The 25,288-nt window shown below is 62.5% G+C and carries 29 protein-coding genes; 11 read left to right on the plus strand and 18 right to left on the minus strand.

Annotated elements, in window-relative coordinates; all coding sequences use genetic code 11:
- Positions 1–245: 245 nt before the first annotated feature.
- Complete coding sequence (locus tag ACYJ11_RS07100) at positions 246–1,928, minus strand: histidine kinase N-terminal 7TM domain-containing protein (RefSeq protein ID WP_461647244.1); 1,683 nt, start codon at positions 1,926–1,928, stop codon at positions 246–248.
- Between the two features lie 138 nt (positions 1,929–2,066).
- Between ACYJ11_RS07100 and ACYJ11_RS07105 the strand changes: the two genes are divergently transcribed.
- Positions 2,067–2,414, plus strand: coding sequence for a hypothetical protein (locus ACYJ11_RS07105; protein ID WP_005536704.1), 348 nt, complete (start codon positions 2,067–2,069; stop codon positions 2,412–2,414).
- A 135-nt stretch (positions 2,415–2,549) separates the two neighbouring features.
- Here the strand turns inward: ACYJ11_RS07105 and ACYJ11_RS07110 are convergent, their stop codons facing one another.
- The 3 genes from ACYJ11_RS07110 to hisH are packed head-to-tail and all read right to left on the minus strand — an operon-like array spanning position 2,550 to position 4,801.
- Positions 2,550–3,284 (minus strand): acetoacetate decarboxylase family protein, encoded by a 735-nt coding sequence (locus ACYJ11_RS07110; protein ID WP_461647245.1) that lies wholly within the window; start codon positions 3,282–3,284, stop codon positions 2,550–2,552.
- Entirely contained in the window at positions 3,281–4,129 is an 849-nt protein-coding gene (locus tag ACYJ11_RS07115) for an SDR family oxidoreductase (protein WP_461647246.1), read from the minus strand. Before ACYJ11_RS07115 ends, ACYJ11_RS07110 begins: the two co-directional genes overlap by 4 nt.
- Before the next feature lie 24 nt (positions 4,130–4,153).
- On the minus strand, positions 4,154–4,801 hold the full coding sequence (hisH, locus tag ACYJ11_RS07120) for an imidazole glycerol phosphate synthase subunit HisH (protein ID WP_461647247.1): 648 nt from the start codon (positions 4,799–4,801) through the stop codon (positions 4,154–4,156).
- Between the two features lie 170 nt (positions 4,802–4,971).
- Here hisH and ACYJ11_RS07125 point away from each other — a divergent pair, with 170 nt between their 5' ends.
- Complete coding sequence (locus ACYJ11_RS07125; RefSeq protein ID WP_461647248.1) at positions 4,972–5,337, plus strand: hypothetical protein; 366 nt, start codon at positions 4,972–4,974, stop codon at positions 5,335–5,337.
- Positions 5,338–5,365: 28 nt separating this feature from the next.
- Here the strand turns inward: ACYJ11_RS07125 and ACYJ11_RS07130 are convergent, their stop codons facing one another.
- The 5 genes from ACYJ11_RS07130 to ACYJ11_RS07150 form a co-directional block, all read right to left on the minus strand.
- On the minus strand, positions 5,366–5,953 hold the full coding sequence (locus ACYJ11_RS07130; RefSeq protein WP_461647249.1) for a uracil-DNA glycosylase: 588 nt from the start codon (positions 5,951–5,953) through the stop codon (positions 5,366–5,368).
- A 76-nt stretch (positions 5,954–6,029) separates the two neighbouring features.
- Positions 6,030–6,473: a RidA family protein gene (locus ACYJ11_RS07135; protein ID WP_461647250.1), complete on the minus strand. Its 444-nt coding sequence runs from the start codon at positions 6,471–6,473 to the stop codon at positions 6,030–6,032.
- Between the two features lie 222 nt (positions 6,474–6,695).
- Positions 6,696–7,247, minus strand: a complete 552-nt coding sequence (locus ACYJ11_RS07140) for an endonuclease dU (protein WP_461647251.1) — start codon at positions 7,245–7,247, stop codon at positions 6,696–6,698.
- Positions 7,244–7,429 carry a DUF5786 family protein gene (locus tag ACYJ11_RS07145; RefSeq protein WP_004515979.1) on the minus strand — a complete coding sequence of 62 codons (186 nt, stop codon included), beginning with the start codon at positions 7,427–7,429 and terminating at the stop codon, positions 7,244–7,246. Before ACYJ11_RS07145 ends, ACYJ11_RS07140 begins: the two co-directional genes overlap by 4 nt.
- 295 nt (positions 7,430–7,724) lie before the next feature.
- Positions 7,725–9,197 carry a hypothetical protein gene (locus ACYJ11_RS07150; RefSeq protein WP_461647252.1) on the minus strand — a complete coding sequence of 491 codons (1,473 nt, stop codon included), beginning with the start codon at positions 9,195–9,197 and terminating at the stop codon, positions 7,725–7,727.
- A 157-nt stretch (positions 9,198–9,354) separates the two neighbouring features.
- Here ACYJ11_RS07150 and ACYJ11_RS07155 point away from each other — a divergent pair, with 157 nt between their 5' ends.
- On the plus strand, positions 9,355–9,978 hold the full coding sequence (locus tag ACYJ11_RS07155; protein WP_461647253.1) for an MBL fold metallo-hydrolase: 624 nt from the start codon (positions 9,355–9,357) through the stop codon (positions 9,976–9,978).
- A 50-nt stretch (positions 9,979–10,028) separates the two neighbouring features.
- Positions 10,029–10,934 (plus strand): hypothetical protein, encoded by a 906-nt coding sequence (locus tag ACYJ11_RS07160; RefSeq protein ID WP_461647254.1) that lies wholly within the window; start codon positions 10,029–10,031, stop codon positions 10,932–10,934.
- Positions 10,935–10,984: 50 nt separating this feature from the next.
- On the opposite strand, the gene ACYJ11_RS07165 is transcribed toward ACYJ11_RS07160, so the two are convergent.
- Positions 10,985–11,134 carry a 50S ribosomal protein L40e gene (locus ACYJ11_RS07165; RefSeq protein ID WP_004515982.1) on the minus strand — a complete coding sequence of 50 codons (150 nt, stop codon included), beginning with the start codon at positions 11,132–11,134 and terminating at the stop codon, positions 10,985–10,987.
- Between the two features lie 163 nt (positions 11,135–11,297).
- On the opposite strand from ACYJ11_RS07165, the gene ACYJ11_RS07170 reads away from it, so the two are divergent.
- Complete coding sequence (locus ACYJ11_RS07170) at positions 11,298–12,371, plus strand: enolase-like domain-containing protein (RefSeq protein WP_461647255.1); 1,074 nt, start codon at positions 11,298–11,300, stop codon at positions 12,369–12,371.
- 169 nt (positions 12,372–12,540) lie between these two features.
- Here the strand turns inward: ACYJ11_RS07170 and ACYJ11_RS07175 are convergent, their stop codons facing one another.
- Positions 12,541–13,056, minus strand: coding sequence for a DUF367 family protein (locus tag ACYJ11_RS07175; protein ID WP_306710165.1), 516 nt, complete (start codon positions 13,054–13,056; stop codon positions 12,541–12,543).
- Between the two features lie 87 nt (positions 13,057–13,143).
- On the opposite strand from ACYJ11_RS07175, the gene ACYJ11_RS07180 reads away from it, so the two are divergent.
- Both ACYJ11_RS07180 and ACYJ11_RS07185 read left to right on the plus strand, forming a co-directional pair.
- On the plus strand, positions 13,144–14,820 hold the full coding sequence (locus ACYJ11_RS07180) for a redoxin domain-containing protein (protein WP_461647256.1): 1,677 nt from the start codon (positions 13,144–13,146) through the stop codon (positions 14,818–14,820).
- A complete protein-coding gene (locus ACYJ11_RS07185) occupies positions 14,817–15,197 on the plus strand; it encodes a nuclear transport factor 2 family protein (RefSeq protein ID WP_461647257.1) in 381 nt (126 codons plus the stop codon). Before ACYJ11_RS07180 ends, ACYJ11_RS07185 begins: the two co-directional genes overlap by 4 nt.
- Positions 15,198–15,224: 27 nt before the next feature.
- On the opposite strand, the gene ACYJ11_RS07190 is transcribed toward ACYJ11_RS07185, so the two are convergent.
- The 3 genes from ACYJ11_RS07190 to ACYJ11_RS07200 all read right to left on the minus strand — a co-directional run bounded on the left by ACYJ11_RS07190 (position 15,225) and on the right by ACYJ11_RS07200 (position 17,949).
- A complete protein-coding gene (locus tag ACYJ11_RS07190) occupies positions 15,225–15,932 on the minus strand; it encodes a class I SAM-dependent DNA methyltransferase (protein ID WP_461647258.1) in 708 nt (235 codons plus the stop codon).
- Between the two features lie 111 nt (positions 15,933–16,043).
- Positions 16,044–17,426, minus strand: coding sequence for a serine--tRNA ligase (serS, locus tag ACYJ11_RS07195; RefSeq protein ID WP_461647259.1), 1,383 nt, complete (start codon positions 17,424–17,426; stop codon positions 16,044–16,046).
- Between the two features lie 79 nt (positions 17,427–17,505).
- Complete coding sequence (locus tag ACYJ11_RS07200) at positions 17,506–17,949, minus strand: universal stress protein (protein ID WP_188975884.1); 444 nt, start codon at positions 17,947–17,949, stop codon at positions 17,506–17,508.
- Between the two features lie 107 nt (positions 17,950–18,056).
- Between ACYJ11_RS07200 and ACYJ11_RS07205 the strand changes: the two genes are divergently transcribed.
- The 3 genes from ACYJ11_RS07205 to ACYJ11_RS07215 all read left to right on the plus strand — a co-directional run bounded on the left by ACYJ11_RS07205 (position 18,057) and on the right by ACYJ11_RS07215 (position 21,966).
- Positions 18,057–18,965 carry an MBL fold metallo-hydrolase gene (locus ACYJ11_RS07205; protein ID WP_461647260.1) on the plus strand — a complete coding sequence of 303 codons (909 nt, stop codon included), beginning with the start codon at positions 18,057–18,059 and terminating at the stop codon, positions 18,963–18,965.
- 35 nt (positions 18,966–19,000) lie between these two features.
- Positions 19,001–19,948 carry a mechanosensitive ion channel family protein gene (locus tag ACYJ11_RS07210; protein WP_461647261.1) on the plus strand — a complete coding sequence of 316 codons (948 nt, stop codon included), beginning with the start codon at positions 19,001–19,003 and terminating at the stop codon, positions 19,946–19,948.
- A 113-nt stretch (positions 19,949–20,061) separates the two neighbouring features.
- Positions 20,062–21,966 (plus strand): cation:proton antiporter domain-containing protein, encoded by a 1,905-nt coding sequence (locus ACYJ11_RS07215; RefSeq protein WP_461647262.1) that lies wholly within the window; start codon positions 20,062–20,064, stop codon positions 21,964–21,966.
- Here the strand turns inward: ACYJ11_RS07215 and ACYJ11_RS07220 are convergent.
- Together ACYJ11_RS07220 and ACYJ11_RS07225 are read right to left on the minus strand one after the other, a co-directional pair.
- Positions 21,963–22,415 carry a PaaI family thioesterase gene (locus ACYJ11_RS07220; RefSeq protein ID WP_461647263.1) on the minus strand — a complete coding sequence of 151 codons (453 nt, stop codon included), beginning with the start codon at positions 22,413–22,415 and terminating at the stop codon, positions 21,963–21,965. The genes ACYJ11_RS07215 and ACYJ11_RS07220 overlap by 4 nt on opposite strands.
- Positions 22,416–22,503: 88 nt before the next feature.
- Positions 22,504–22,650 carry a hypothetical protein gene (locus tag ACYJ11_RS07225; protein ID WP_005536678.1) on the minus strand — a complete coding sequence of 49 codons (147 nt, stop codon included), beginning with the start codon at positions 22,648–22,650 and terminating at the stop codon, positions 22,504–22,506.
- 262 nt (positions 22,651–22,912) lie between these two features.
- On the opposite strand from ACYJ11_RS07225, the gene ACYJ11_RS07230 reads away from it, so the two are divergent.
- Entirely contained in the window at positions 22,913–23,380 is a 468-nt protein-coding gene (locus ACYJ11_RS07230; protein ID WP_170096513.1) for an NUDIX hydrolase, read from the plus strand.
- 140 nt (positions 23,381–23,520) lie between these two features.
- Here ACYJ11_RS07230 and ACYJ11_RS07235 read toward each other — a convergent pair whose 3' ends face one another.
- Together ACYJ11_RS07235 and ACYJ11_RS07240 are read right to left on the minus strand one after the other, a co-directional pair.
- Positions 23,521–24,654, minus strand: coding sequence for a thiolase family protein (locus ACYJ11_RS07235; RefSeq protein WP_005536674.1), 1,134 nt, complete (start codon positions 24,652–24,654; stop codon positions 23,521–23,523).
- A gap of 100 nt (positions 24,655–24,754) precedes the next feature.
- The gene (locus ACYJ11_RS07240) at positions 24,755–25,225 is read right to left on the minus strand and encodes a pyridoxamine 5'-phosphate oxidase family protein (RefSeq protein WP_461647264.1); all 471 of its coding nucleotides are present in this window, start codon (positions 25,223–25,225) and stop codon (positions 24,755–24,757) included.
- Positions 25,226–25,288: the final 63 nt, after the last annotated feature.

The raw sequence follows: 25,288 nt of genomic DNA on the forward strand, positions 1-25,288 counted from the left end.
CACCCTTTCTGGCGGTACCTGACTTACTGCGAACGGCCAGAAAGCCCCCGGGCGCTCGACCGCTGCGACTCGCTGCGCCCTTCACTCGCTTCGCTCGCTCCAGTGCTTGCGTCGTCTCGCATGTCGAGCGCCCGGCCCCTTTCAGTCCCACCCGATATCGGCTGTGCAATGGCACTGCGTCTGGTCGGCCGTGTAATCGCAGGCTGCTCGGTCGGTTGTTTCGGCTGTCTACCCCGATGCCACACTCACCCTGCTTCTGCCGCCGTCCGCTCCGTGGGCAGTCGAACGGTCACCGTCGTCCCGTCGCTCGTGTCGAAGTCGAGGTCGCCCTCAAGCGTTGTCGCGGTCCAGCGGACGAGCCAGAGGCCGATGCCGCTGCCGTGGTTCAGGTCCGTCTCGCGGCCCCGATCCAGCACGTCGAGTTCGTGTTCGGGGACCCCGGGGCCGTTGTCGCTGACGGTCAGCACAACCTCGTCGCCCTCGGCTGTGGCGCTGACAGTGACGACGGCGTCCGGCACGTGCTGGAGGGCGTTCTCGACGAGGTTGGTGAGCAGGATTTCCAGCAGGGCGGGCTGGGTCGTCAGCCGGAGATCGGCCGGTATCTCCACGGCGACCGAACCCCCGTGCTCGTCGCGGGCGGTCGCTACGACTTCGGCGGCGAGGTCGGCCAGCGCGACGGATTCGAGGCCGGCATCGTCTGACCCCGCTTCGGCGAGGGTCCGGGCCTTCTGGCCGGAGTCGACCAGCCGACCGACCGACTGCTCGATGGTCGCCGCGTAGTCGGCGTGGTCGCCGTCGAGTTCTCCCGCCAGCAGTTCCGCTCGGGCCTGGATGACGACGCTCTCGTTGCGGACGTTGTGTCTGAGAAAGCGATTGAGCACTTCGAGGCGGCGCTCACGGCGGATCTCGTCGGTGATGTCCTGAAAGACGACCGTATACCCCAGTTGCGTGCCCGCCTCATCGCGGAGCGCCGTCTGTCGGATCTTGTACTCCCGGTGTCGACCACCGGTCTCGATGGACACCCGCGAACTCCCGCCGTCGGTCGCGATGTCATTGTCGCCCAGAAAGTCGTTTAGCGGCTCCGTCAGTGCCTCATGCTTGTCGACGGCCAGCATCCCCTCGGCGGCGGGGTTGAGATTCACGACCCGGCCCTGCTCGTCGACGATGGCGACGGGCGTGGCGATGTCGTGGATGGCTGCCCGCTCGCCGGCTCGCCGTGTCGCCGGGTGGAACTCGAACATATCGCTGCGAACGAACGCGTACAGATCCAGCGCGACGTGGGGCAGGAACAGGAGCGTCGTCAGATTCACCGCCGGAACTGGCCCGATACCGCCGGCCCAGAGCAACACTGCGGCCCCGGGCGGTATCGGACTCAGACCGACCGCCAGCGCCTCGCGCCGGTACAGCGGGCCGTAGCTGACGACCGTATCGAACACCAGTAGGGTCCCGAAGCTGACGAACAGCATTGCGACGATGATCGTGAGCAGTCCCACCGGCAAGACAGCGTACTCGGCTCCTGCGCCGCCGGCAGCCGGTACGACCCGGAAGCCCTGCCAAACCACAGTATGGAGCGGGTTCGTGACAACGAGCGCCGTTTCGACCAGCGGTAGCACCGCCACGCCACGGTACCAGCCGCTTTCGAGGACGTTCGTCCGGCCCGTGTATCCCAGCGCGAACGAGAGGAAACAGAAGCCGATCCAGATGATGCCCAGCCAGGACACCATCTCCAGGGCGAGGCGCAGTGTCGGGTCGAACACCAGCAGCGCCACAGCGTAGCTGAAACACCAGACCGTCTGCGTGACGATGGTCGCGACGAACCACCGCGCACCGGGCTTGTCCCAGTGTGTCCGGAGCTGTGCCAGCAGATACAGCGACCCGATCCCCGAGGCAAACGAGCCCAGCGCCAGCCACGGGAGGCCGTGGTTCATGCCGGAACAAATCTGTACTCCGTGTTTATCCTTCTGGGCACAGTACAAGCATTGATAATTCCCCCGTCGCCTGCCAGGCAGCCGGGACTTTGCTGCTGAAGCCGACGCCGTTTTGTCACCCCTTTCCGTAGCATAGCTGTGACCGGAGTCGAGGAGTGGGTGGCCGACCTCGAAGCCGCCGGGGAACTGACCCCCGACGCAGTGTCGGCTATCGTCGACGTTCACGGTGACCGCGGCCACCAGGCCATCGAAGCTGTCGGTGAGAGCCGCGTCAAGCAGTACCGTGATTTCACGGTCGTCGTCGGCCACGACGACGAGTACATCGTCGAGGACGGCGGCTGTACCTGCGCCGACAGCGAGTACAACCTCGACGCCGACGACCCCGACCAGCTCTGCTGGCACGCTATTGCCGTCCGCATCGCCGAGGCTATCGATGCCGTCGACGAGCACGACATGTGGTACTCTGAGGTCCGGGAATTCCTATAGACCACCTTTTTACCGCGAGCGGTGAAAAGGTGGGCGAAAAAGGCGCGAATCGCTCCGCGATTCGCGTGAAACCGCGCGCCGACGGCGCGCGGTATGCCGTGTGGCGCGGTTTTTGTTCTCTACTGTATCGTCCCGCTACCGCTCTACCGGCCGCCCAGCACCGTACGTGATCCGTCCTTCCATCGAGAACCGAAGGACTGACCGGGAGCCGAGGTCGAGCGACCGGAGCGTGTCGGCCCGGTCGTGGTCGCCTAGGTCAACGTCGACGCGCCCGCTCAGCGGTGCGGCCCCCAGTTTCCCTTGGAATTCGACCGGTGTCCGTTCGAGTCGTCCCTCTCGAACTGCGTAGCTCTCTATCTGCTCCCGGCGCTCCCATGTCCGGGGCCAGTCGATGCTGACCGTCGCCACGCGGTCGCCATTCTCGATGACTGTTGTCTCGCGGCGGGTCTCGTCGTCGCGGTGGGTGATGTCGGCGACTGTCTTCGGGTAGCCCCAGATCTCATCGCCGAGGGCGCGAGCGGGCTCGGTCGTCACCGGGAGCGACCAGATGTAGCCACCGATATCGCGGGTCAGCAGTGGAAGCAGCGGTGGCCGCTGCCCGTCCGGTGTCGCCGCGACTATCACCGCGAACTCGTCGTAGGGGGGCATCGCGTCGTCGCCGATACGTTGGTATTCGACACATAGGAGTATTACCGCAGCCCGCTGGCCCGTCGCCCGAACCGGCGTCAGCCCGTCGGGCAGCAGTGACTCGGCAACGCCGTATCGCGCTGGGAGTACTGCGCCCGCGACCGTCGCCTCGGTGACAAGTGGGAGCGTCACCTCGTGGCCGGTCGACAGCCGAACCCGGTCGCCGTCAGCCAGTTTTGTCACCGCAGCCACCGTCCCAGAAACGCGCTCGCACGACCGAACCCGCGGTGAATCGGGTCCTGCAACCGCGCCGGGAGCCAGTGGGTCCACCGGACAAACGTAGCGAAGGCTCCGACCGGATAGCGGGCTTTCGGCTGGGTGTCGGTCGCTGCGGCGAGCACCGTCGCGGCGACGGCCTCCGGCGTCGTCGCCAGCGGCCCGCCGGTGAGAACCCAGCCGTCCTCCAGCGCGTCGTACGTCCCGTCGTAGGTCGGCGTCCGATCCTCGTCGGGCAGGCTCCCCAGCGCGCCGTCGGCGAACCCGGTCTCGACCCACGCTGGCTCGACGAGCGAGACGCGGACATCGTCCGCGCCGGACACCTCTATCCGTAGTGCGTCGGTCAGCGACTCGACGGCGGCTTTGCCGGCCGAATACGCGCCGAGTCCGGGCGAGGCGGTGTGGCCCAGCACGCTGGAGACGGTGACGATGCGCCCGCCGTGGGCGCGCATCTCGGGGAGCACTGCCTGTGCGAGTCGGTGTGGGCCGTGGACCAGCACGTCGAACTGCTCGCGGGCGGCGTTGGGCGAAACGTCCTCGACCGGGCCGGCGACCCCGTACCCGGCGTTGTTCACCAGACAGTCGAGGCGGCCGGTCTCCGTGATGATTTGGTTGACGACAGCCTCGACCTGCTCGCTGTCGGTCACGTCGAGTTCGAGACACCGACAGCGCTCGCGGAGGTCGTCAGGAAAATTGTTCTCGATGTCCGTCGCGTAGACCGTCCAGCCGTTATCAGCGAACGCCCGCGCCGTCGCCGCCCCGATACCCGATGCTGCCCCGGTGAGCAGGACGACAGAATCCCCTGTAGACATACGAACCAATCCCGAGCCCAGAACTCAGTGGTCGAGGCAGTAGTCGACGTAGTTCCGGAGGATGCGCAGCCCGGTCTCACCAGATTTCTCCGGGTGGAACTGCGTGCCGAAGACGTTGCCGGCGTCGTTGGCGACAATCGAGGCGAAGTCCGTTCCGTAGTCCGTCGTCGCCACCGTCGCGCTCTCGTCGTCGGGAACGGCGTAGTAGGAGTGGACGAAGTAGGCGTGTTCGCCATCGACGCCCTCGACGAGCGGGTGGTCCCGCGTCACGTCAAGCTCGTTCCAGCCCATGTGTGGCACGGTCTGGTCGCGGCTGAACCGGACGTTCTTGCCCGGAATGAGGTCCAGTCCCTCAGCGTCACCCTGGCCTTCGTGGTCGGCCTCCTCGCTCGTCGTCAGGAGCATCTGCATCCCGAGACAGATCCCGAACAGGGGCTTGCCGGCTTCGGCCTGTTCGACCAGCGCCTCGCGGAACGGCCCGGCGTTGTCCATCCCTTCGGAGAAGGCTCCGACGCCGGGCAGGACGATGCCGTCGGCCGCGTCGAACTCCGCCGGGTCCTCCGAGAGCGAGACGTCCGCGCCGGCGCGTTCGAGCCCGCGCGTGACGCTCCGGAGGTTCCCCAGTCCGTAATCGACGACGACCACGTCCGCGGCCGTCTGTCTGACACTCATGCGAGGTTGTAGGCGAACAGGGGCTAAGTGACTTCCTGTTCGAACAAGCCTTCGGCACAGCCACTATCAGGCGGGCGGTCCCGACCCTGTCCACACGCCCGGTCCTGACTGAGTATCAACGATGAGAATAGGCCAGGCCAGTTTTATTCACCTACCGCATACAGCCGCTGATGATTGATCTTACAGAAGTCCTGTACGTCGACGGTAACGTTCTCATCGCTGAATTCCCCGAAGAAATGGAGATGACAGACGAGACATTCGCAAAAGTCAATGAACGGTTTGAGGAGCTCGCCTCACAGCCGGCGGTCGACACGCACATCTCAAATCTCCAGATGGAGGCGTCACTGAACGACGACGTATTCACGCGAGCACAGGAGGCCGCTGAGGCGGGCAAGGAGTTCGGTATCACGAACTGGGTCATCGTCTCCGAGGGGATCAAGAAGATGGCGCTCAAGAGCCGGGTCGGCGAAATCTCGGGTGTCGACATTTCGCTGGTCGACACGAAGGCAGAGGCGATGGACATCGCAGCGAACTAGCGGTCCGGAGCGCACTACTCGATCGTTTTTAAAACTCGCCGAGTCGCGACTGACCGCTCTGGGCGTCAGTAAACTCCGCGGCAGTCGTCAGTGCGGCCTCGAACGTCTCCTTCTGGCTGGGGTCGTACAGCGTCGCCGCCGGGTGGACGGAGACGAGCACGCGGCGTGGCTGGCCAGCGATAGCCATGTCGAACACGTCGCCCGCTTCGCCGGTAACGGCGACGTCACGCTCCAGCAGGTGCTCGGCCGGGACTTTCCCGAGCGTGACGACGACTTCGGGGTCGATGCGGTCGATTTCTGTCTCCAGATAGTCGCGGCAGTTCGTGAGCTCTCCCTTTCGCGGATCGCGGTTGTCCGGCGGGCGACAGCGCACGCAGTTGGTGATGCGCACGTCGCCGCGGTCGAGGCCAGCATCGCGCAATCCATCGTCAAGCACGTCGCCGCTCCGCCCGACGAACGGCTCGCCCTGTTCGTCCTCGTTCGCGCCGGGGGCTTCCCCGACGAACAGCAGGTCCGCGTCCGCGGGACCGACGCCGTTGACGATGCGCGAGCGCGAGCCACAGAGGTCGTCACAGCGCTCACAGCCGACGACGTCGAGGCCGTCCATCTGCTCCATGCACCGTCGTTTGCACTGGGGACTCTCAAACGCAGCGGTCCGCCGGCAGGCATTCGACCGCAGACGCTGGCCGCGATTACCGCTTTACACCGGTTGCTTCGATCTGCACCGCCGCGTCGTTCGGCAGGCTTGCAACGCCGACGACGCTCCGTGACGGTCGCTGTCCGTCGAAAAACGCCGCGTACGCTTGCTTGACCGCTGGTAGCTGATCCATCTCCGTGAGGTACACTGTCGTCCGCAGCAGGTCACGCGGTTCGAGACCGGAGTCGGCAGCCATGGCACGAATCTGGTCGAGTGCGGCCAGCGTCTGTTCCTGCACATCGCCGTTGCGAGCCGTGTCCGCGTCCGGAACCTGCCCATCGAAGAAGATAAGCTGGCTGTCCTGCTGGCGCTTGCCGTACACGCTGTGCTCTGTCGGTTGGTCGCCTTCATACCGGGTCACATTACTGTCGATGTTCGTCTGTTCGTTCGTTTCTGCGGGCTCTACAGCATTCCTCGCCTGTGTCTTGCTCTCTGCCATTGTATGCATACAAACACAGTGCCAGCTAATCAGGGTATGTTTAGCTATTACTAACTGTAGGCAATGATGAGGCAGTAATAGCTAGCGAGATGTTTTCGGCCACAGATCTATCTTAGCAATAGATAACTCCCGCTGTGGCACCTGACAGAGTCGACTTTGGTTTGCTCAACTCTCTTGTTGGACTGTGTTATCCGTCGCCGGTCGGCCACTACCGCATCCGACTCACTCCATCTCGGCCAGTCCCCGCGCCGCCAGTCGGGCGACTCGGAGGGGTTCCGGACGGCCGCCCTCCGGCGTGAACGCCCGGACGACATCTGCGGCGGCGCTGTCGTCGATACCGACACTCCGAACGTACACCGTCTCGTCGTTCACCGACACCGGTCGGCGCTCCGGCTGGGCACGGTAGGTCGCCAGTCGGTCCTGTACGGTATCGGGATTGTCGAACGCCTCGCGGATGGCCCCTTCGAGCCCCGGCGAGGACTCGAATGTGACCGAGAGGACCGGCAGGTCGGTGTGGTCGTGAATCCGCTGGAGGTCGAGGACGTTGAACCACGCCGGTGCGATACCCGCCACCAGCAGGTAGCGGATGTCCTCGCGGTCCAGTCGGTCGACCATCGCACACACTGTCCCGGTTGCGTCGCTCCCGCCGACCGTGGCAGTACTGAAAACAAAGCCGTCGGCGACTCTACTGGCGCGGACGACAGCGCCAGCGAACTGACTGGTTTCCGCTCGGTACGACTCCGCCACGCCGAGGGCCCGTGCCCCTGCTTTCACGTGTTCTGGTTGTCTTTGATGTCTTCCAGTCTGTCGAGTAGTTCGTCGTTCGACGCGGTGAACTCGTATTCGATGTCGCCCTCGTGGGCGTTTTCTTCAGCATCGAGGCCGTCCTCGTCCTCGAAGTCTGTGTCGTACTCCTGATTGTCTTGTTCCGATTCGTCGTAGCTCCCGAACCCCATGGTACGTGTACAACTATGACGTTCACAGTAAAAAATCACTCGCCGCCTCCAGCGTGTTAGCGCGTTAACACGACGTTTCTCGGAACCACTGTGGCGACCGGTGGTCGGGAGGGCGTCCACGACGGGGACTAGAAGAATCTGATCGAACTATATCCAGTCGCAAAACCGGAAACAAAACCTCCGTGGATAGCTGGCAAAAAAGCAACTCTGCCAGTCCAATTACTGCTCGCTCCCCACCAGCCACATCATACTCAAATCAGCTACTAAAACAAGCAATATACGTAAAATTCGTCACTCAACTTCCCGTCTGATTTTTGAGATCGGTTCCAAATACATTATCCTCGGGCTCAAGAACGTATTGAACACCTCTACTATCCACTTTATCAAATGGCATAACTCCAATTTCAAACCCCCCAGTAGTTTCAATATACAGCCACGGATAATCACCAAGGGAATCAATATCATTTGCAAAAGTAGAAGTTATACCATCAACATATGCTGCTTTGATCGACTGAGAGTTATCAAATGAATCTGGGTATTCCTCAGGGAAATCAGATTCCATAACGTCCTTAGGAATAGGAATTCCAACACCAACATGGTTTGCAATTCCTTGTCCTGAACGGTTGAGATAGACAGTTCCACAAGTGTATCCCAGATGATATAACAACCAAGCTAGATTATAACTGTGTCCGACACAGTTTTCTGTTTTATCTACCCAATAGGGACCCGGTAGATGAATTGATGCTTGAGTAACACTCACTCCACCACGTCGTGCGTCATATGTCCCAGATTGAATTGTTCCAGCTGCCCACTTAATCAGTCCATAATGATTTTTTACACCATATTGTTCCTGAGATTTAATAATTCCGTCAGCGTGCTTTTGACAAACTGGACTGTCTAGAACATTGTCTTGTCCATCATTATAATTGAGTGTGTTGTATCCTGCTCTAAGATTACGATTTTCCATCTTTTGTTCTTGTCTCTCCACAAGACTCGTTGGAATCTCAAGTTTTCCATAATAGAATGGATTACACGTAGGATTTTCACCCTCTTGATACAGGTCATTTTCTACTTTGAATGCTTCTCTGGTGAATGGAATATCTGCAATTCTTGGATCGTCCCACCCATATGCAAATAAGTCTCCCTTTACATACTTATCTCCTCTTTTTACAAAACCACTTTGTACATCGTTTTCTTGTTCAGTTATTGTATGAAAATTTGGCCCACTTTGAATGTATTCGAGAGGACCATAAGGTGAATTGAAATAAGTTAGCGCTATTTTATCCATTATAAACTCTGATTCTCCAGTGTTATTATTTGTTGCTTTTATACGATGTCTAACACGTCTATTTTGCGGTATTTGTTTATACGGGTACTTAAATTTAATATCTCTGTCACCATAGGGAGATTTAGTCTTCTCAGCGACTTTTTTCAGGTCTATTTCATTTTCAACAGGATAGGTTGTATACGAAAATAGTTCAAATGTGATTTCATCTTTGATAAATAACCGAGAGTCTCCGGGCGTAGTTACTGGTTTATAAATCGCTTCTATTACAGCATTTCCATCCTCAATACCTGTACAGTTCATATCTGCTACCGGTGGGATTGTGTACTGCTGCTCTTTTGTCTCAGTCTTTTCTTCTTCAGAGTCAGTTGTCCCACTTGGATTGTCTAAATCAGTCAGACCGCCACAGCCAGCGAGGGTTGTAGTCAGAGCAGCACCCCCAATCTGGAGGAAACGACGACGGTTAGCACGATCACTTGCCATACTATGATACACTCAGAATTGCTTTTTCAGCACCCATACGAGCGGCGGCAGATAGAGCCTCTCTATATGGCTCCCACCTGTCCTGTTGTTGCATCGGGAAAACGGGGCTGACCCGTGCTTTTTGAATGTCGCCACCGGACCTAGTCATACACTACCGATGACTCTCGACACAGAAGTAACACACGTTACATATCAGGCTGAGACGTTCACCTGTAACGCCTATCTCGCAACCGGCGAACAGACGACGCTGGTCGACGCCGGCGCGATGCGTGGCGTCGTCGATGTCATCCGCGAGCATACTGACACGCTCGACGCCGTTGTGTTGACCCACCAGCACGGCGACCACGTCCAGCAACTCGACGCCGTCCTCGACGCCTTCGACGCGCCGCTGTACGCCTATGGCTCCCATCCGCGCCGGGACCACGCACTCGCCGACGGGGACACGCTCACCGTCGGCGACGAGGAGTGCGAGGTCGTGTACACGCCGGGCCACGCCGACGACCACGTCTCGCTCGTCTCCGAATCGGCCCTGTTCTCCGGCGATGTGGTCGTCCACGACGACGGCGCATTCGACGACGGCTCCTTCGGCCGCACGGACCGCCCCGGCCAGTCCCGCGAGCGCCTCATCAAGAGCATCAAGCGCATTCTCGACCGAATGCCGGCAGGCGTCGAACACATGTACTCGGGTCACGGCGACGCCTTCCACGGCGATGTCCGCGAGGTCGTCGAGCGCGCCCTCGAACGGGCCGAGCGCCGCGAACCGAAGTATCCCGACGACTGACGACTCGAAACCGGCGCAACGCTCTAGTGACAGGGCTGACATTCGACGCTATGAACCAGCGACTTCTGACGGGGACGGCCCTGGCGCTCTCCGGCGTCGTACTGGCCGCGATGCAGGTGCTTCACGCGGTCCAGCAGACCCGGATTCCAGTGGCGGTGGCGGTCGATGCGCTCCCCTTTGCGGCGATGGGCCTCGCGGTAGCGTACGCGGGCGTCTGGCTCGCCCGTGACACGGCATTCGAGGGGGCCACGTCCCGAGTGGCCGCGTGGGCCGCCGGCGGAACCGTGACGTTCGCTGCCGTGGCGGCGCTCCTGTTGTTCAGCCAGCGTGTGACTTCTGGCTCACTTGCCCGAGCATCGTACCTGACGGTGGACCTCGTTACTGTCGGCGCGCTGGCGGGCGTTCTGGTCGGCCTGTACGATGCCCGGAGCCGCAGCCGGCTCCGCGAACTGGCGGCCGAACGCGACCGCGTCGAGGCTTTCGCCGGGAAGGCGGCCGACGTGAACAACTACGGGCGCGCCATCGCCAGCGCTCCCAGCGTCGACGGCGTCGCCGCCTTCGTCGTCGAGGCCTTCGGCACGATGACCGGTATGGAGGAGACGGCCGTCATCCGGCTCAGGGACGGCGATGCGGTGGCGCTCGCGAACACGGTTCGGACCGTCCCGGTTGCTGTCGTCGCCGAGTTCGCGCAGGAAGTCGAGACACAGGAACAGGGCGCGGTCACCGTTCACGACCGACCGTTCCCCGTCGACATCCCCGAGTCAGTCACCGATTGCGTGTCGGCGGTAGTTCTGGCCGACGAGGCCACGACGACAGTCGTCATCTCGGTCACGACGGACGAGACGACTGTCGGGGAAGAAGATCAGAAGCTGCTGGAACTCATCGTCTCACACGCGTCGGTTCGGATGGCGACGCTCGACCGCCAGTCAGCGGACAAAGAACCCACTGGGCAGTAGTGGATTGGTGACGAACTGCCACCGGATGCCGGCGGCAACTGACCGGAAAATCAGGCGCTGCGGGTTTCTTTCGCCTTCGGACGCAGGTTGCCGTAGCCGCACTTCCGGCACTGTTGGGCGCGCTCTGGGTTCCGAGCGTTACACCGCATGCAGATCTGCTTGTTGAGGAGTCGGTCGGACGCTGTCTCGAAGCTAGCCATGCGCGGTCATTCCCGGTGCGCGCGTTTAAGCTTTGAGTTTCGGGTCGGGGTGTGGACTAATACTGAGAGCCGGACAGCCACCGGGTGGACACTCCGGTTGTCTGAACACGAGACACATTCCAGCCGTCGCCGGCTTTAGATGCCCGAGCGGCGAAGCCGGAGTATGTACGATCAGGTCGCAGACCTCCCGGTCACTGTCGAGAGCTGTGCGTTCGAGCGTCGAGAACGGGCGACCTCCAGCGGATTCGACCGGGTGACGACGGTCATCCACCTTTCCGGTGCGGGTGAGACCGGCAGCGGCGAGGACGTGACGTACACGGCCGAGGCCCACGACGCGCTGCAGGACAGCGATGCGTTGCAGGGCGAGGGCACCCCACTGGCCGGCGAGTACACCGTCGATTCGTTTTCGGCGGCGCTGGAAGCGGCCGACCTGTGGCCCGAACCACCGGACGAGGAGCGGTTCCGTCACTACCGCCGTTGGGGATTCGAAAGTGCGGCGCTTGACCTCGCGCTGAAACAGGCCGACACGGACCTCGGGACGGCGCTCGACCGGCAGTACGACCCAGTGAACTTCGTCGTCTCGACGCGGCTCTCGAACGCTGACGACGACACGCCGCCGACGGCTGACAGACTGGCGATGCTGCGTGAGCGCTACGGCGACCTGTCGTTCAAACTCGACCCCACACCGACCTGGAGCGATACCCTCGTCGACGAGCTGACGGACTACGACGTTCGAATGTTGGATCTGAAAGGGCTGTACGAGGGGACAGATGTCGATGTCGAGGCCGACCCCGAGTTCTACCGCCGTGTCGTCGACGGCCTCCCGGACGCGCTGGTCGAGGACCCCGACCTGACCGACGCAACTCGGCCGGTTTTCGACGGCCGAGAAGCACGCGTCACTTGGGACGTACCCATCACTGGCGTCGAGAGCATCGAGGCGCTGCCGTTCGAGCCGTCGTGGCTCAATATGAAGCCCTCGCGGTGTGGGACCGTCGAGTCCGTACTTGCGACCATCGACTACTGCGAGGAACACGGCATCGACCTGTACGGCGGCGGCCAGTTCGAACTCGGCGTCGGCCGTGACCACATTCAGGCGCTGGCGTCGCTGTGCTATCCTGCTGGGCCGAATGATGTCGCGCCCGGTGGATACAACGACCCCGACCCCGACGCGGACCTGCCAGCGAGCCCGCTCAGCCCACCTGACGCGCCGACCGGAATCGGAACCGGATTCTCGTAAGCGGCCTTAGAAACCAAGCCGAAGCTACATTATTGTTCGGATACTAACTATTGTCATGCGGTGTCAAGCCTGTGGAGAACGCATCGACGACGTGCTGGAGGCACACGCGCGGCAAGCCTGTCCACACTGTGATGCGCCGCTCCTCGAAAAGCCAGCAACGCCCCAGTAACTACTCCTCGGCGAGGTAGTCGTCCTGTACGTCGATGATGTCGCTCGAATCCTCGCAGTTCGCGTACCGTTCCAGCGGTTCCTCGTTCAGTTCCAGGAAGGTGTGGCCCCAGGAGAACGTCGAGAGGATCCGCTCGGCGTGGTCGCGCTCCCCGAGAATGGCGAGCGCGCCAGCGAAGGCTTCGACGGTATTGAGCTGAAAGGCCGTTCCGTAGTTGACCGGATTGCCGGCGACGAGAAAGGGGAGCGAGCGGTGCACCCCTTCGAGGTCGAACGCTTCCCGTTCGGCAGTTTCCCAGGAGCAATCGAGCGCGACCAGCCGGCTGTGGCGAGCGCCGTCGCCGGGGGTCGGACGGTCCGCCGGAGACAGCGCCTGCTCTGCAAAGGGATTGAGCACGATGCCGGGCGGTGTCGACCGCGTCGCGCGGTGGAGTTCGGCCTCGTCCATCCGGGCCAGCTTCCGCGCGCTACATTTGTCGGGGTCGTCGTCGCCCTCGTACCGGACGTGCAGTTCCACACCAGCGCTACTACGCTGGCGAATAAAAGCGACTCGTTCGGTGACACTGTGCAAACACTGTTATAGCCGGACTCGGTTGTATAACGTGTGCTTTCAGAGGGGACGGCGGCACCACTGTTCGAACTGCCGGCGCTCGTCGATGGCGACTGCCAGCGAGTCGAACTATCCGACTATCTCGGCGAGGATGTCGTCATTCTCGCATTCTATCCGGCGGATTTCAACCCGGCCTGTGACGAGACGTCCTGTGACTTGGACGAACTCGACCTCTTTACGATGCAGAAGGACGTGACGATTCTGGGCATCAGCCCGGATTCGGTGTACAGCCACCGGGCCTTCGCCGACCGCTACGGCCTGAAAATCCCGCTGCTGTCCGACACCGACCACGATGTGGCCCGCGAGTACGGACTCGACTTTATCGACGATATCGGCCAGCAGCTCATCGAGCGTTCTGTCGTCGTCATCGACCACGACGGCGACGTACAGTACGCTTGGAGTACCGACGACCTTCAGGCACTTCCTCGTGTCGGAGAGATCAAGGACGCTATCGCCGACACCGGTGGCGACGACACCGCGTTCGCCCGCTACCGCGTTGGCCACGCCCACTACACGGAGGGGCGGCGCGCGTTCACCTCGGCGATGAGCGCCTTCGGCGAGTCGGAGTGGATGGTCGCACAGGGCGACTTCCAGCAGGCACGCGACGAGTTCGCTGACGCCGAAGACCACTTCGACACCGCTGTCCGGTTCGTCGACGATGAGTCCCTGAAACCGATCTACGAGGACGCAAAGACGAAGGCGAACTCGCTGTGGCAGGCCAGCGACTGGCTCACACAGGCCGCCCGCGCCTACTCTAGCGGGAACGGAGCCGAGGGCCAGCAGCTCCGCGACGACGCAGAGCGGCCGCTTGAAACCGCCCGGGGCTACGAGGAGCCCCCCGATCCTGACGGTCCGTGGCCACCGGATATGGAGACGCTGGAAAAGGACACGGACGACGACCGACCGGCGTTCCTCACACAGGACGAAACGGCTGTGGATACATCGCTCGACGTAGACATCGACGAGGAAGTCGAACGGGCGGCCGGCGAACTGTCGGAGACGGCGTCGTCGGCTACCGAGTCAACGCTGGACTCGACACCGTCGCCTGACGCCGCCGATGCGGCTGACGAAATGCGAGACACAGCCGACGAGCCGACAGCAGACTCAGCCGGGGAGACGACGGTGGGGACAGCTGACCAGTCGACGAATGCGCCGACCGAAACCAACGACGCGACCGCTCACGCGGACCAGTCGACAGCGGCGGAACCCGATGCCTCGTCGGCTGACGACGCCCCACCAGAGTCAGCACCGACACCTGACGGCGACGGTGAGCTTTCGGATGTCGACGACACCGATATCGAGGAAATTCAGGCCGAACTGGCCGCTAGCGAAGTCGGGAACGAGCCGACGGACCCGTTGGAAGAGACTCCGACCGCGATGGTCGAAGCACCGCCCGACACGGTCGGCAGCGCCGACGACGACGCTTCCGCACAGGACGTGCCGGACGGCGACCAGTCCACTGCCGACGCGTCACCGGACGGGGCCTCCGAGACGGAGACCGACGACGAAGTCGAACTGGATCTGGCCGACCCGACGGCCGCCGACGATGGGGACGCGGGAGAATCAGCCGAACCCGAGCGAACTGATGATTCGGTCCCGGAGGCTACTGACGAGCCATCCGACGCCGAGAGCGACAGAGACACGTCTGACGAACCCGAATCAGATCCGTGACGCGACCTGCCCTCCGTCAGCGGACACGGGCCTACTATGACGCCATCGACGGCGACGACTACGACCAGTTGGCATCGCTGCTCGCCCCGTCGTTCGTCCACGACCGTCCCGACCGAACCATCGACGGCCGGGACCGGTTCGTACAGTTCATGCGCGAGGAACGGCCCCAGACAGACACCACGCATCCGCTGGACGGCCTCTACTATCGCCAGAAAGACAGTGCGGCTGAGCCACCCGGCGGCGACGACACAGCGACGGCGGAAGTCGTCGCCCGCGGCCGCCTGCTCGATGCCGACGGCGAGTGCATCGTTGGCTTCGTTGATGTGTTCACCTTCGCCGGGGACGATATTGAGCAAATAGAGACGTACACGCGCTGAATCCTGCCCGCTTGCGGAGTTGCTGTTTTACTGTTCTGGCAGCGACAGCCGAACGCCGTACATCGACCCGTCGGTTTCGGTCCCGACGAGCCTGTCCACGGTCCACGGCGTCTCGTTGACTGCGTCACGAAACCGTGACGGCGTGACCAGCAACAGGTCGGTCCACGGGCCGGCGAGCCCGTCGTACTCGACGCGGAAGGTCCGGTAGGCGACACCGGGCTGGGTGCGGTGGGCCGCATCAGTCTCCGGGTCTGCCCGGTCGAGCGTGTCCATGTCGGCAACGAGTCGGCCACCCGGCTGCGTCACTGCCGCTAGTTCGGTGAGCGTCGTCCGGAGGTCGGCCAGCGAACTGCCGAGGCCGAGCTGCTTGCCAAGGGCAACGATCGTCTCGAACCCGTCGCCCGGTGGTTGTCGGAGGTCACCGACCACGGGACGTGCGACGCCGCGCTCGCGGGCGACCGCGACGGCTCCCGGACTCCGGTCGACGGCCAGCACGCTATGGCCGCGCTCTTGCAGTGGAAGCGTGTGCCGGCCGACGCCACAGCCGGCATCGAGGACACGACCCGTCACTGCCGAGAACAGGTCCCGTTCGATGGGATGCCAAGCCGATGGCGGCTCGAAGTAGCCCGCCAGATGCGCCTCGGTCAGATCGTCGTCGCGGCGGTAACGGGGTCGCTCGGCGAGGTCGTCGCGGTGAAAGTCCAGTACCATCCGGCCGAAGGCGTCGTCAGCCATATCTCGACGGTGCTGACGAATGAATGTAATAGTGTAGTGAAATATGGTTTCGAGTAACACACCGCATACAGGAAGTCGGAACGCTGGTCGAACACAGCGGACCGCGGCGGCCTACTCTTTCTCGCCCGCGCCGACGGCGCTCTCGCCGATTTTCTCGGAGCCTTCGATGACTTCCTGGCCGCCCATGTACGGGCGGAGGGGTTCGGGCACGGTGATGGTCCCGTCGTCGTTCTGGTAGTACTCCATAATCGCCACGAGGACGCGCGGGACGGCGAGTCCGGAGCCGTTCAGCGTGTGGAGGTAGTCGGCGGACTCGTGCCGTTCGGGCCGGAACCGCAGGCCGGCACGGCGCGCCTGGAAGTCCTCGAAGTTCGAGACCGAGGAGACTTCGAGCCAGCGACCGCCCCGGTCCGGGCCGTCCTCCATGTCATCGCCGGGTGCCCACACCTCGATGTCGTACTTCTTGGCCTGTGTAAAGCCCATGTCGCCGGTACACATGTCGAGCACGCGGTAGGGCAGTTTGAGGCGGTCGAGCACTTCGGCGGCCTCGTCCAGCAGGCTCTCAAGCCGGTCGTAGCTGTTCTCCGGGCGGACGAAGTTGACGAGTTCGACCTTGTGGAACTGGTGGACGCGGACGTACCCCCGCGTCTCGGTGCCGTGTTCGCCGGCCTCGCGGCGGAAGTTCGGCGAGAACGCCTGATGTTTGACCGGCAGGTCGTCGTCAAGCAGAATCTCGCCGCGGTACATGTTGGTGACCGGCACCTCCGCCGTCGGGAGCAGCCACAGGTCGTCGCTGTCGTAGTCGTCGTCCTGTCTGGCCCCGACGCGGTAGGCGTCCTCGTCGAACTTCGGGAGCTGGCCGGTCCCTTCCATCGAATCGGAGTTGACGGGGATCGGCGGGAGCACGTCGACGTATTCCTGTTCGCGGTGGACATCGAGCATGAACTGGATGAGTGCGTGCTCTAGGCGCGCCCCCTCGCCCTTGACGAACTGGTAGCCGCCGCCGGACACCTTCGCGCCGCGCTCGAAATCGAGCAGGTCCAGATCCTCGCCGAGGTCGTAGTGGGGCACCACTTCGTCGGGCAGGTCCCGCAGGTCGTCGAATCCCTCGCGGTAGCGCTCGACGTTGTCGGCCTCGCCCTCGCCGGTCGGGACCGACTCGTGGGGGATGTTCGGCAGTTCGAGCAGGGCGTCTTCCAACTGGGACTCCAGTTCGTCGGCGCGCTCCTCGACGTCCTGCAGCTCGTCTTTGAGTTCCTGCGAGCGGTCGATGGCCTCCTGTGCCTCCTCCTCTTTGCCCTCCTGTTTGAGCTGGCCGATCTTGCTCGACACTTCGTTTCGCTCCTGCCGGAGGCCGTCGCCTTCGGCCTTCAGTTCCCGCCACTCCTCGTCGATTTCGAGGATTTCGTCGAGGTCGACGCCCGTGACGCCCTTCCGCTCGATAGCGTCACGGACCGTCTCGGGGTGCTCCCGGACGAACTGTCTCGATAACATGGCCGACGGTTCTCGACGGCAGAAATTAGTCGTGTCGGTCCTGCGGCAGGGCTACCCCGGCAGTCGACCTGTCGTCCTGCTATGCTTCGCCGCCAACCTTGACCGCAAGTACCGGGACTGGCGAGGCCCGAATTACCGACTCGGTGACGCTGCCGATGAGTTCCCGGGAGGGGCCGGTCCGTCCCTCTGTCGCCATCACGATGACATCGATGTCGTGGCGCTCAACGTACTCCACGACTTCTTCGTGGGGGACGCCCTGCTCAACTGCCGTGGTCACCGTGTCGACATCGGCGTCTTCGGCCTGCGCCTGCAGGTCGTCGACAGCCTGCTGGCCAGCGTCGGCGAGGCGATCGAAGATGCTGCTGTCCTCGAAATCGGGAATCTGATCGACGACCTGCTCGGTTTCGAGGACGTGTAGCGCGTGCAGACTCGCGTCGTGGCGCTGTGCGAGGTCGATGGCGTGCTCGGCCGCGGTTGCGGACCCCTCTGAGCCGTCGGTCGGAACGAGTACGGCGTCGTACATACAGTGGTGTTTCTGAGTGCGGGTAAATGGCTTTGCCCTTCCTCACGACTGGTTGTCACGATAGCCATGGCACAACGGTTTTGCCCCCGCCGGTCACGAGAGAGTGTATGGGAATCGGTGACGTTTACGAAGTGACGGTCGGGGACTGCACAGATGTCCACTACGTCGACGTCGGGATGTACGGTGTGGCCGAGTACGGGCCCGTCTACATCATCGACGCCGAGCGACCGGCGCTGGTCGACACCGGTACCGGCGCGCGACACGAAACCATCCTCTCGGCGATGGAGTCGGTCGGGATCGCGCCCGAGGATCTGGAAGTTATCGCGACGACTCACGTCCATCTGGACCACGCCGGCGGGGCCGGCTACCTCGCCGAGGACTGCCCGAACGCGACGGTGTACGTCCACGAGTTCGGCAAGCGCCACCTCGTCGACCCCGAGCGGCTCTGGGAGGGGACGAAAAACGCCGTCGGCGATCAGATCGAGTTCTACGGGAAGCCGATTCCGGTCGCCGAAGACCGTATCGAGACGCTAACCGACGGCGACGTGATCGACCTGGGCGACCACTCCCTCGAAGTCCTGCACGCACCGGGCCATGCCCCACATCAGGTCGTCTTCTATGACCCCGTCGTCGACGGTGTGTTTACCGCCGACGCCGCCGGTATCTACTCGCCGTCGACCGACGAGATGCACGTCACGACCCCGCCGGTCAACTTCACCCTCGATCAGGCGCTCGACGACGTGGCGATGTTACAGGACCTCGACCCCGAGATCCTCATGTTCGGCCACTTCGGTGCCGCCGAAACCGGCGACAAACTGGAGGTATACACCGAGATACTACCTGAATGGGTCGCCGAAGTCGAACGCAAACGCGAGGAACTGGACGACGACGAGGCAGTCATCGACTACTTCGTCGAGCGGGCCGACACCGACACCTGGGGCGAGCGCAAGGGCCGCGCCGAGATGCGTCTGAACGTCCGCGGCGTCCTCGTAGCCCTCGATAACCGGGAAGAATAGGAGGCTTTCTCACGGACGGGCCACAGTGTCGTGGTATGCGTCGAACTGGCTCCGTGTCGCTGCTCTGTGCGGTCGTCCTGTACGCCGGCTCGCGGTTCGTCCGCCGGTTCGGCTTCGACGAGCGACTGTTCGGGGTGGAACTCGAACCGCTCACGCTGCTGGGCCTGACGTTGGCATCGCTTTTCCTCGCGTTCTACGGGAGCTACACTATCTGCCAGTCGTACCTCCTCGCCCACACGCAGAACAAACGCCGCCGACACGACGTGCGGAACGTCCTCCGGCTGACCTTCGGCATTCTCGGGATGATTGCGATGTTCGGCGTCGTCACTCGGGAGTGGGTGAGCGTGCTGTTCTCCCTCGGCGTCCTCGGGTTCGCGGTCACGCTCGCGCTCCAGCAACCGCTGTTCTCGCTCATCGGCTGGCTGTACATCGTGATCAAACGGCCCTATCAGGTGGGCGACCGCATCGCTATCGAGGAGATGCGCGGCGACGTCGTCGCGGTCGATTTCTTCGTGACGGAGGTGTGGGAGATCGACGGCGACCTCGTCTCCTCGAACCAGCCGTCGGGCCGCATCGTCACCGTGCCTAACAGCACGGTGCTGTCCTCGCGCGTCGTCAACTTCTACGGCGAGGGTGTCCAGTACGTCTGGAACGAACTCTCGATACAGGTCGCCTACGAGACCGACCTGCAGTTCGCCTCCGAGCTAATGACCGACGTGGCGACCGACCACCTCGGCGACGAGATGGCTGAACAGGTCCGTGAGTATCGCGATCGCCTCGCCGAGACGCCGGTCGAACTCGACGTGAACGAACAGCCGACGGTCAACGTCACACAGGGCGAGTCGTGGGTGGAGCTTCGACTCCGGTATCTCGTCCACCCGCGCCGCGGCACCCGGATGCGGAACGCGCTGTACGAGGACATTCTGGAGCGGTTCAACGAGCATCCCGACCGCGTGAAGTTCCCGGTGAGCCGGAACCGGTGAACTCAGGCGTGGTTCACATCGGTGGAGTGGCTTCTGATCGACTCCTCGTGTGCCGGTGAGTGAATGCCCTTATACGGTGGCGATACGATAGGCTGGACAGATGGAGGCCAACTGTGGCTGGTAGTTCGGGGCTACTGATTCCGCTCGTCGCCGGCATCATCGGACTCGGCGTTCTTGCACAAGTCCTCGCTGCACGCCTGCGCGTGCCCAGCATCATCTTCTACCTGCTGGTGGGTGTCATCATCGGCCAGCCCGGACTGGGCATTATCGGTGACGGCACCTTCGGCGGGGCGCTGTCGGCAATCGTCGGCTTAGCGGTCGCAATCATCGTTTTCGAGGGGGCCTATCACCTCCGATTCGACCGTCTACGCGAGGCTCCGGCCGCGACGTTCCGACTCGTTACCGTCGGTGCGGCTATCGCGCTCGTGGGCACCGCTATCGCCGTCAAGTTCGCGTTCAGCACCGCGGCCGTCTCCTGGAACCTCGCGTTCCTGATCGGTGCGCTGCTGGTCGCGACCGGGCCGACGGTTATCACGCCGATCCTCGATGTCGTCCCCGTTCGAGACCGCGTCGCCGCCGCGCTGGAGACGGAAGGGATTGTCAACGATGTGACCGCGGCTATCATCGCTGTCGTCATCTTCGAGACAGTCAACCCAGCCGTTGCCAGTGAGAGCCTGCTACGAGGATTTGCGCTTCGACTGGGGACGGGGCTACTCGTCGGCCTCATCGTCGCCGGCGTGTTGTACTACCTCCTCCAGTACGTCGACCTCTCGCCCGGTGACGCACCGCGAAACTCCCGACTGCTCGTACTCGCCGGGGCGCTCATCGCCTACGCTGGCGCGAACACGATAGCAACCGAGGCCGGCGTTGCCGCCGCTGCCACGGCGGGAATCGTGCTCGGTAACGTCGATCACCCGTACGAGGAAGACATCGAGGAGTTCAAAGGCGATATCACGCTGCTGGTGCTGTCGTTCGTGTTCATCGCACTGGCGGCGCAACTGGAACTGGCCTCGCTTATTGATGTCGGGCTAGCGGGCATCATCGTCGTCCTCGCGGTTGCCCTGCTCATTCGACCGTTGCTGGTGTTCGTCTCGGCCGCTGGTGACCGGTTTACCACCAACGAGAAGCTGTTCGTCAGCTTCGTCGGGCCGCGCGGTATTATTCCGGCGTCCGTCGCCACGCTGTTTGCCGTCGAACTGAACGCCGCGGCCGAGGAGGTCACCGGGGCACAGGCTGAACTGCTGGGGACGCAGGCCGATATCCTGCTTGGCACTGTCTTTCTCGTTATCTTTGCGACCGCCCTGTTTGAGGGTGGACTGGCGCGATATATCGCGGAAAAACTGGATGTGATACCAATGCGAGTCATCATCGTTGGCGGCGGACAGGTGGGCCGAGCGCTCGCCGCACGCCTCGAAGACCGGGGCGAAAACGTCGTCATCATCGAGGAGGAGGAAGAGATCGTCGAACGAGCCCGCAACGACGGCTACGCCGTCGAAATTGGCGACGGAACCGATACCGACGTGTTGCGGTCGGCCGGGGCTGAAAACGCCAAGACCGTCGTCGCGGCGACCGGTGACGACGACGCGAACCTGCTGGTGTCACAGCTGGCGAGTTCGAAGTTCGGCGTCGACCGGGTCATCGCCCGCGCGAACAACCCGGACAACGTCGAGGCCTTCGAGGACCTCGGCGTTCGGACCATTTCCTCGGCGATGGCGACGGCCTGGGCCATCGACAACCAGATCGAGCGCCCGGCTATCGCCCACTGGATGACCGATGTCGGTCGTAGCGGCGACGTCCAGGAAGTCGAGGTCACCAATCCCGAACTCATCGGGAAGTCGATCCGCGAGGTCGGGCCGATGCTGCCCGACGCCTGTCTGGTCGCGCTTGTCAGCGGGGAACTCCACGAGAACGCCGAAGTACCAACGGCCGACTATGTCCTCGAAGAGGGCGATATGGTGACGCTGCTGGGCCGTCGGGAGTCCGTGCGCGACGGGATGAAGATGGTCAGTGCCGACTAGTCGTCGGTAAGCTGTGTGACATCTGACTCGTCGACGCCTTCTGTCCACGGCGACTCACCGCGGTCGCCATCAGTTTTGTACGTCCCGCGAGCGCTCGCGATGTGATGGTCGTCAGTGTCGTACACTTCCGCGTCGACGACGGAGACGCTCCCGCCGCTCCGGATCACCTCCGCCTCAGTCCGTAAATCAGCGGTTGCCGGCGCGAGGTAATCGATCCGCATATCCACTGTTGGCGAGACGGTGCCGGATTGCGAGATGACGGCCGCCCCGCCGACGGTGTCGACGAGCGAGTACGTGACGCCACCGTGTGCGATTATCGATTCCGGGTTCGAGGAGTGGCCGTCCTCTAGCGGGAGCTCGCCTGCCGCATAGCCGTCATCGACGGCCGTGATCTCCATCCCTAACTGCTTGACAAACGGGATGTCGTTGAACATCGACTTAACACTCATGTCTATCTCCACGGAATCGAGTCTGATAAGCCTCCGAGAACAGATAACAACGGGTCAGGTGTGGTCGTTCTTCAGGACACGACTCTCGTCAGTCGCCTGCTACTGCTCCGTCTGCAGCCTCATCGCCCTCCGTGGCTTCTTCCGGGAGCAGATGCTCCGGGCGACGCAGGTAGCTTGGTTTCTGTGCGAATGCTTCGATTCGCTCCCACTCCTCGGGTGTGATGTGACCGTCCATACACAGTATGTGCGATTGACAGCATTTTAATCCTTGTAATAAAACACAAAATTAATTCATAGTGCCTAAGTATCTACTACCCTGGGCTGCTACTATCGCCGTACTCATTTGCCACCGAGACTGAGACAACCGGTGTACTGTGTCGGTCTGGCTTCTAGCGTCCTGCGTCTACTCGCCACCCTTCTTTGCCCCCTGTTGACCTAATATGATTTTAGGCAGATATGTGGGTACTACTATATGTTGGCCGTCGCTACCAAATCCTATGCAACCACAGCGGGCAACGTACGTAAAGAAAGCCTGTGCCTACATCACCAGAAACGGGTCGGAGCTTCTGGTGTTCGACGGGCCGGGTCACGACGGGCTACAGATACCGAAGGGAACCGTAGAGGCCGGAGAAAAACCGCGGGTCGCCGTACAGCGAGAGGCTGTCGAGGAGAGTGGTCTTGCCTCCTTCGAGCGCCTGCAACACATCGCTACCGACGTCTGGACGCGCCGCCAGTCTCCCCCGAAGCGGTACGTGCGGTCGTTCTACCACCTCCCCGTCCACGAGTCCCGGGATCACTGGGTCCACACCGTCACTGGCACGGGCGAGGAACGCGGCGCGGAGTTCGAGTTCTCGTGGGTCGACCTCCCGACCGACGCCACCTTCGCACTCGATCTCGACGACTATCTCCATTCCCTGACGAGTCCCGCTGAGGCGACGACAGCCGGCGATGTGGCTGCCGATTAACGACTTCTTCTCTCAAATATCGCTCGTGCAAGCGCCACAACGGTCGAAAATGACGGATTCATAAGCAACAGACTGGAAACCAACGGATTCGCAAACGACGTGCTGGGGCAGAATACTGAAACCGCGCTGACAGCGGCTGCTCAGGGCAGTCGGAACTCGATAGCCGCGCCCTGACCGAAGCCGACACACTCCGTCGCCAGGCCCAGTTCCGCATCGCGTCGGTTCATCTCGTGGACGAGCGTCACCGGGAGGCGCGCGCCGGAGGCCCCGAGCGGATGGCCGATGGCGATTGCGCCGCCGTTGACGTTGTAGATGTCGTCGTCGAAGCCGAGTTCGCGCTGGCAGTACAGACACTGGGAGGCGAAGGCTTCGTTGAGTTCCACGAGGTCGTAGTCGTCCGTCTCACGGTCCGTCCGTTCAGTGAGTTTGCGGACGGCGGGCACTGGGCCGATACCCATCACAGTCGGGTCGACGCCGGCGACTTCGTGAGAGCCAATCTCTGCCAGGATGTCGAGTCCGCGGTCCTCAGCGAACTCGCGGGAGGTGACCATCAGCCCCGCCGCGCCATCGGAAACCTGCGAGGCGTTGCCGGGTGTGACTGACCCGTCCGACTTGAACACTGTCGGTAGCTGGGACAGCTTTTCCAGCGTGGTGTCGGGGCGGATACCCTCGTCCGCGTCGAGCTGACCGTCCTCGGTATCGATCGGGACGATCTCGTCGTCGAAGCGACCGGATTCCGTCGCGTCGGCGGCGCGCTGGTGACTCCGGAGCGCGTACTCGTCCTGTTCCTGCCGGGCGACCTCCATCTCGCTGGCGACCTTCTCGGCGGTCATTCCCATCTGGAGTTCGCCGATGTTGTAGTGTTCGGCCAGCCGCGGGTGGACGTTGTGGGTGTTTTCGTCCATCTGCACGCGGGACATCGACTCCACGCCACCGGCGATGAGTACGTCGCGCTGGCCAGCCGCGATGGCATCGGCCGCTCGCATCAGCGCTTCGGCGGAGGACGCACACCAGCGGTTGATCGTCGATGCGGGGACGCTCTCGCCGAGGTCCGACAACAGCGCGATGACTCGGGCCATGTTGTTGCCCTGTTCCCCGCGCTGCTGGGCACACCCCCACAGCAAGTCGTCGACCTCGTCGGACTCGACGCCGGTCGACGCGAGCAACTGGTTGATAAGCGGCACCGAGAGGTCTTCGCTCCGGACGCCGGCGAGTGCGCCGTCCTCCTTTCCTTGTGGGGTTCTGACTGCGTCCACGATGACAGGTGTGGGCATGGACAACGGAACGTCTCGGCCTATGTTAAAACCTGACAAACTCTACACAGTGGGGGAACCGTTGTCTCTGACCGCTCCCCGCAACAGTCGGGCAGGGGGCTCACTCCTGTTCGAACCCCGGCGGCAGACCGGCGTGTCTGAGCCCTTCCTTCTCGTCGATACGGAACCGATAGACTGCGATGTCGCCGTCCTCGATAGCGTCCTCGAACAGCTCCGGCCGCCACGCCGTCTCGAGCACGTCCGCGAGGTCGTCCCACTCGGACTCGGGGACGGCCTCGATACCGCCTTGTAACAGGACGCTCTCCCAGTGGAACATCGACTCGACTTTGTACACGAGTACGGCCGCATTCTCCGCCGCCTCGGTCAACTGTTGTTTGCGACTTGCCGATCCACCGATAAAGGTGAAATACAGCGAGCGGTCATCATCGTACCCGAACGACAGGGGAATCATGTACGGTCCGTTCTCAGTTGGCAGGCCCAGCACGCCGACCCGCTGGTTCGACAGAAACGCCGCGATGTTGCTGTCGTCCATGCGCGTGAGTCCGGCCGCTTCGAGGGTATCTATTGTCATATGGGTGTAACTTCGACGGAAACCTGTTTAATTAATTCGGCTATTCCTCGCGACGGAGAATTG

This window comes from Haloarcula sp. H-GB5, assembly GCF_054850705.1.

Excerpts from the sequence above, each read along its gene's own strand:
- ACYJ11_RS07100 (WP_461647244.1), bottom strand. The coding sequence starts at position 1,928 with ATGAACCACGGCCTCCCGTGGCTGGCGCTGGGCTCGTTTGCCTCGGGG.
- ACYJ11_RS07115 (WP_461647246.1), bottom strand. The coding sequence starts at position 4,129 with ATGTCTACAGGGGATTCTGTCGTCCTGCTCACCGGGGCAGCATCGGGT.
- hisH (WP_461647247.1), bottom strand. The coding sequence starts at position 4,801 with ATGAGTGTCAGACAGACGGCCGCGGACGTGGTCGTCGTCGATTACGGA.
- ACYJ11_RS07125 (WP_461647248.1), top strand. The coding sequence starts at position 4,972 with ATGATTGATCTTACAGAAGTCCTGTACGTCGACGGTAACGTTCTCATC.
- ACYJ11_RS07130 (WP_461647249.1), bottom strand. The coding sequence starts at position 5,953 with ATGGAGCAGATGGACGGCCTCGACGTCGTCGGCTGTGAGCGCTGTGAC.
- ACYJ11_RS07135 (WP_461647250.1), bottom strand. The coding sequence starts at position 6,473 with ATGGCAGAGAGCAAGACACAGGCGAGGAATGCTGTAGAGCCCGCAGAA.
- ACYJ11_RS07145 (WP_004515979.1), bottom strand. The coding sequence starts at position 7,429 with ATGGGGTTCGGGAGCTACGACGAATCGGAACAAGACAATCAGGAGTAC.
- ACYJ11_RS07150 (WP_461647252.1), bottom strand. The coding sequence starts at position 9,197 with ATGGCAAGTGATCGTGCTAACCGTCGTCGTTTCCTCCAGATTGGGGGT.
- ACYJ11_RS07155 (WP_461647253.1), top strand. The coding sequence starts at position 9,355 with ATGACTCTCGACACAGAAGTAACACACGTTACATATCAGGCTGAGACG.
- ACYJ11_RS07160 (WP_461647254.1), top strand. The coding sequence starts at position 10,029 with ATGAACCAGCGACTTCTGACGGGGACGGCCCTGGCGCTCTCCGGCGTC.
- ACYJ11_RS07165 (WP_004515982.1), bottom strand. The coding sequence starts at position 11,134 with ATGGCTAGCTTCGAGACAGCGTCCGACCGACTCCTCAACAAGCAGATC.
- ACYJ11_RS07170 (WP_461647255.1), top strand. The coding sequence starts at position 11,298 with ATGTACGATCAGGTCGCAGACCTCCCGGTCACTGTCGAGAGCTGTGCG.
- ACYJ11_RS07190 (WP_461647258.1), bottom strand. The coding sequence starts at position 15,932 with ATGGCTGACGACGCCTTCGGCCGGATGGTACTGGACTTTCACCGCGAC.
- serS (WP_461647259.1), bottom strand. The coding sequence starts at position 17,426 with ATGTTATCGAGACAGTTCGTCCGGGAGCACCCCGAGACGGTCCGTGAC.
- ACYJ11_RS07200 (WP_188975884.1), bottom strand. The coding sequence starts at position 17,949 with ATGTACGACGCCGTACTCGTTCCGACCGACGGCTCAGAGGGGTCCGCA.
- ACYJ11_RS07205 (WP_461647260.1), top strand. The coding sequence starts at position 18,057 with ATGGGAATCGGTGACGTTTACGAAGTGACGGTCGGGGACTGCACAGAT.
- ACYJ11_RS07210 (WP_461647261.1), top strand. The coding sequence starts at position 19,001 with ATGCGTCGAACTGGCTCCGTGTCGCTGCTCTGTGCGGTCGTCCTGTAC.
- ACYJ11_RS07220 (WP_461647263.1), bottom strand. The coding sequence starts at position 22,415 with ATGAGTGTTAAGTCGATGTTCAACGACATCCCGTTTGTCAAGCAGTTA.
- ACYJ11_RS07225 (WP_005536678.1), bottom strand. The coding sequence starts at position 22,650 with ATGGACGGTCACATCACACCCGAGGAGTGGGAGCGAATCGAAGCATTC.
- ACYJ11_RS07230 (WP_170096513.1), top strand. The coding sequence starts at position 22,913 with ATGCAACCACAGCGGGCAACGTACGTAAAGAAAGCCTGTGCCTACATC.
- ACYJ11_RS07235 (WP_005536674.1), bottom strand. The coding sequence starts at position 24,654 with ATGCCCACACCTGTCATCGTGGACGCAGTCAGAACCCCACAAGGAAAG.
- ACYJ11_RS07240 (WP_461647264.1), bottom strand. The coding sequence starts at position 25,225 with ATGACAATAGATACCCTCGAAGCGGCCGGACTCACGCGCATGGACGAC.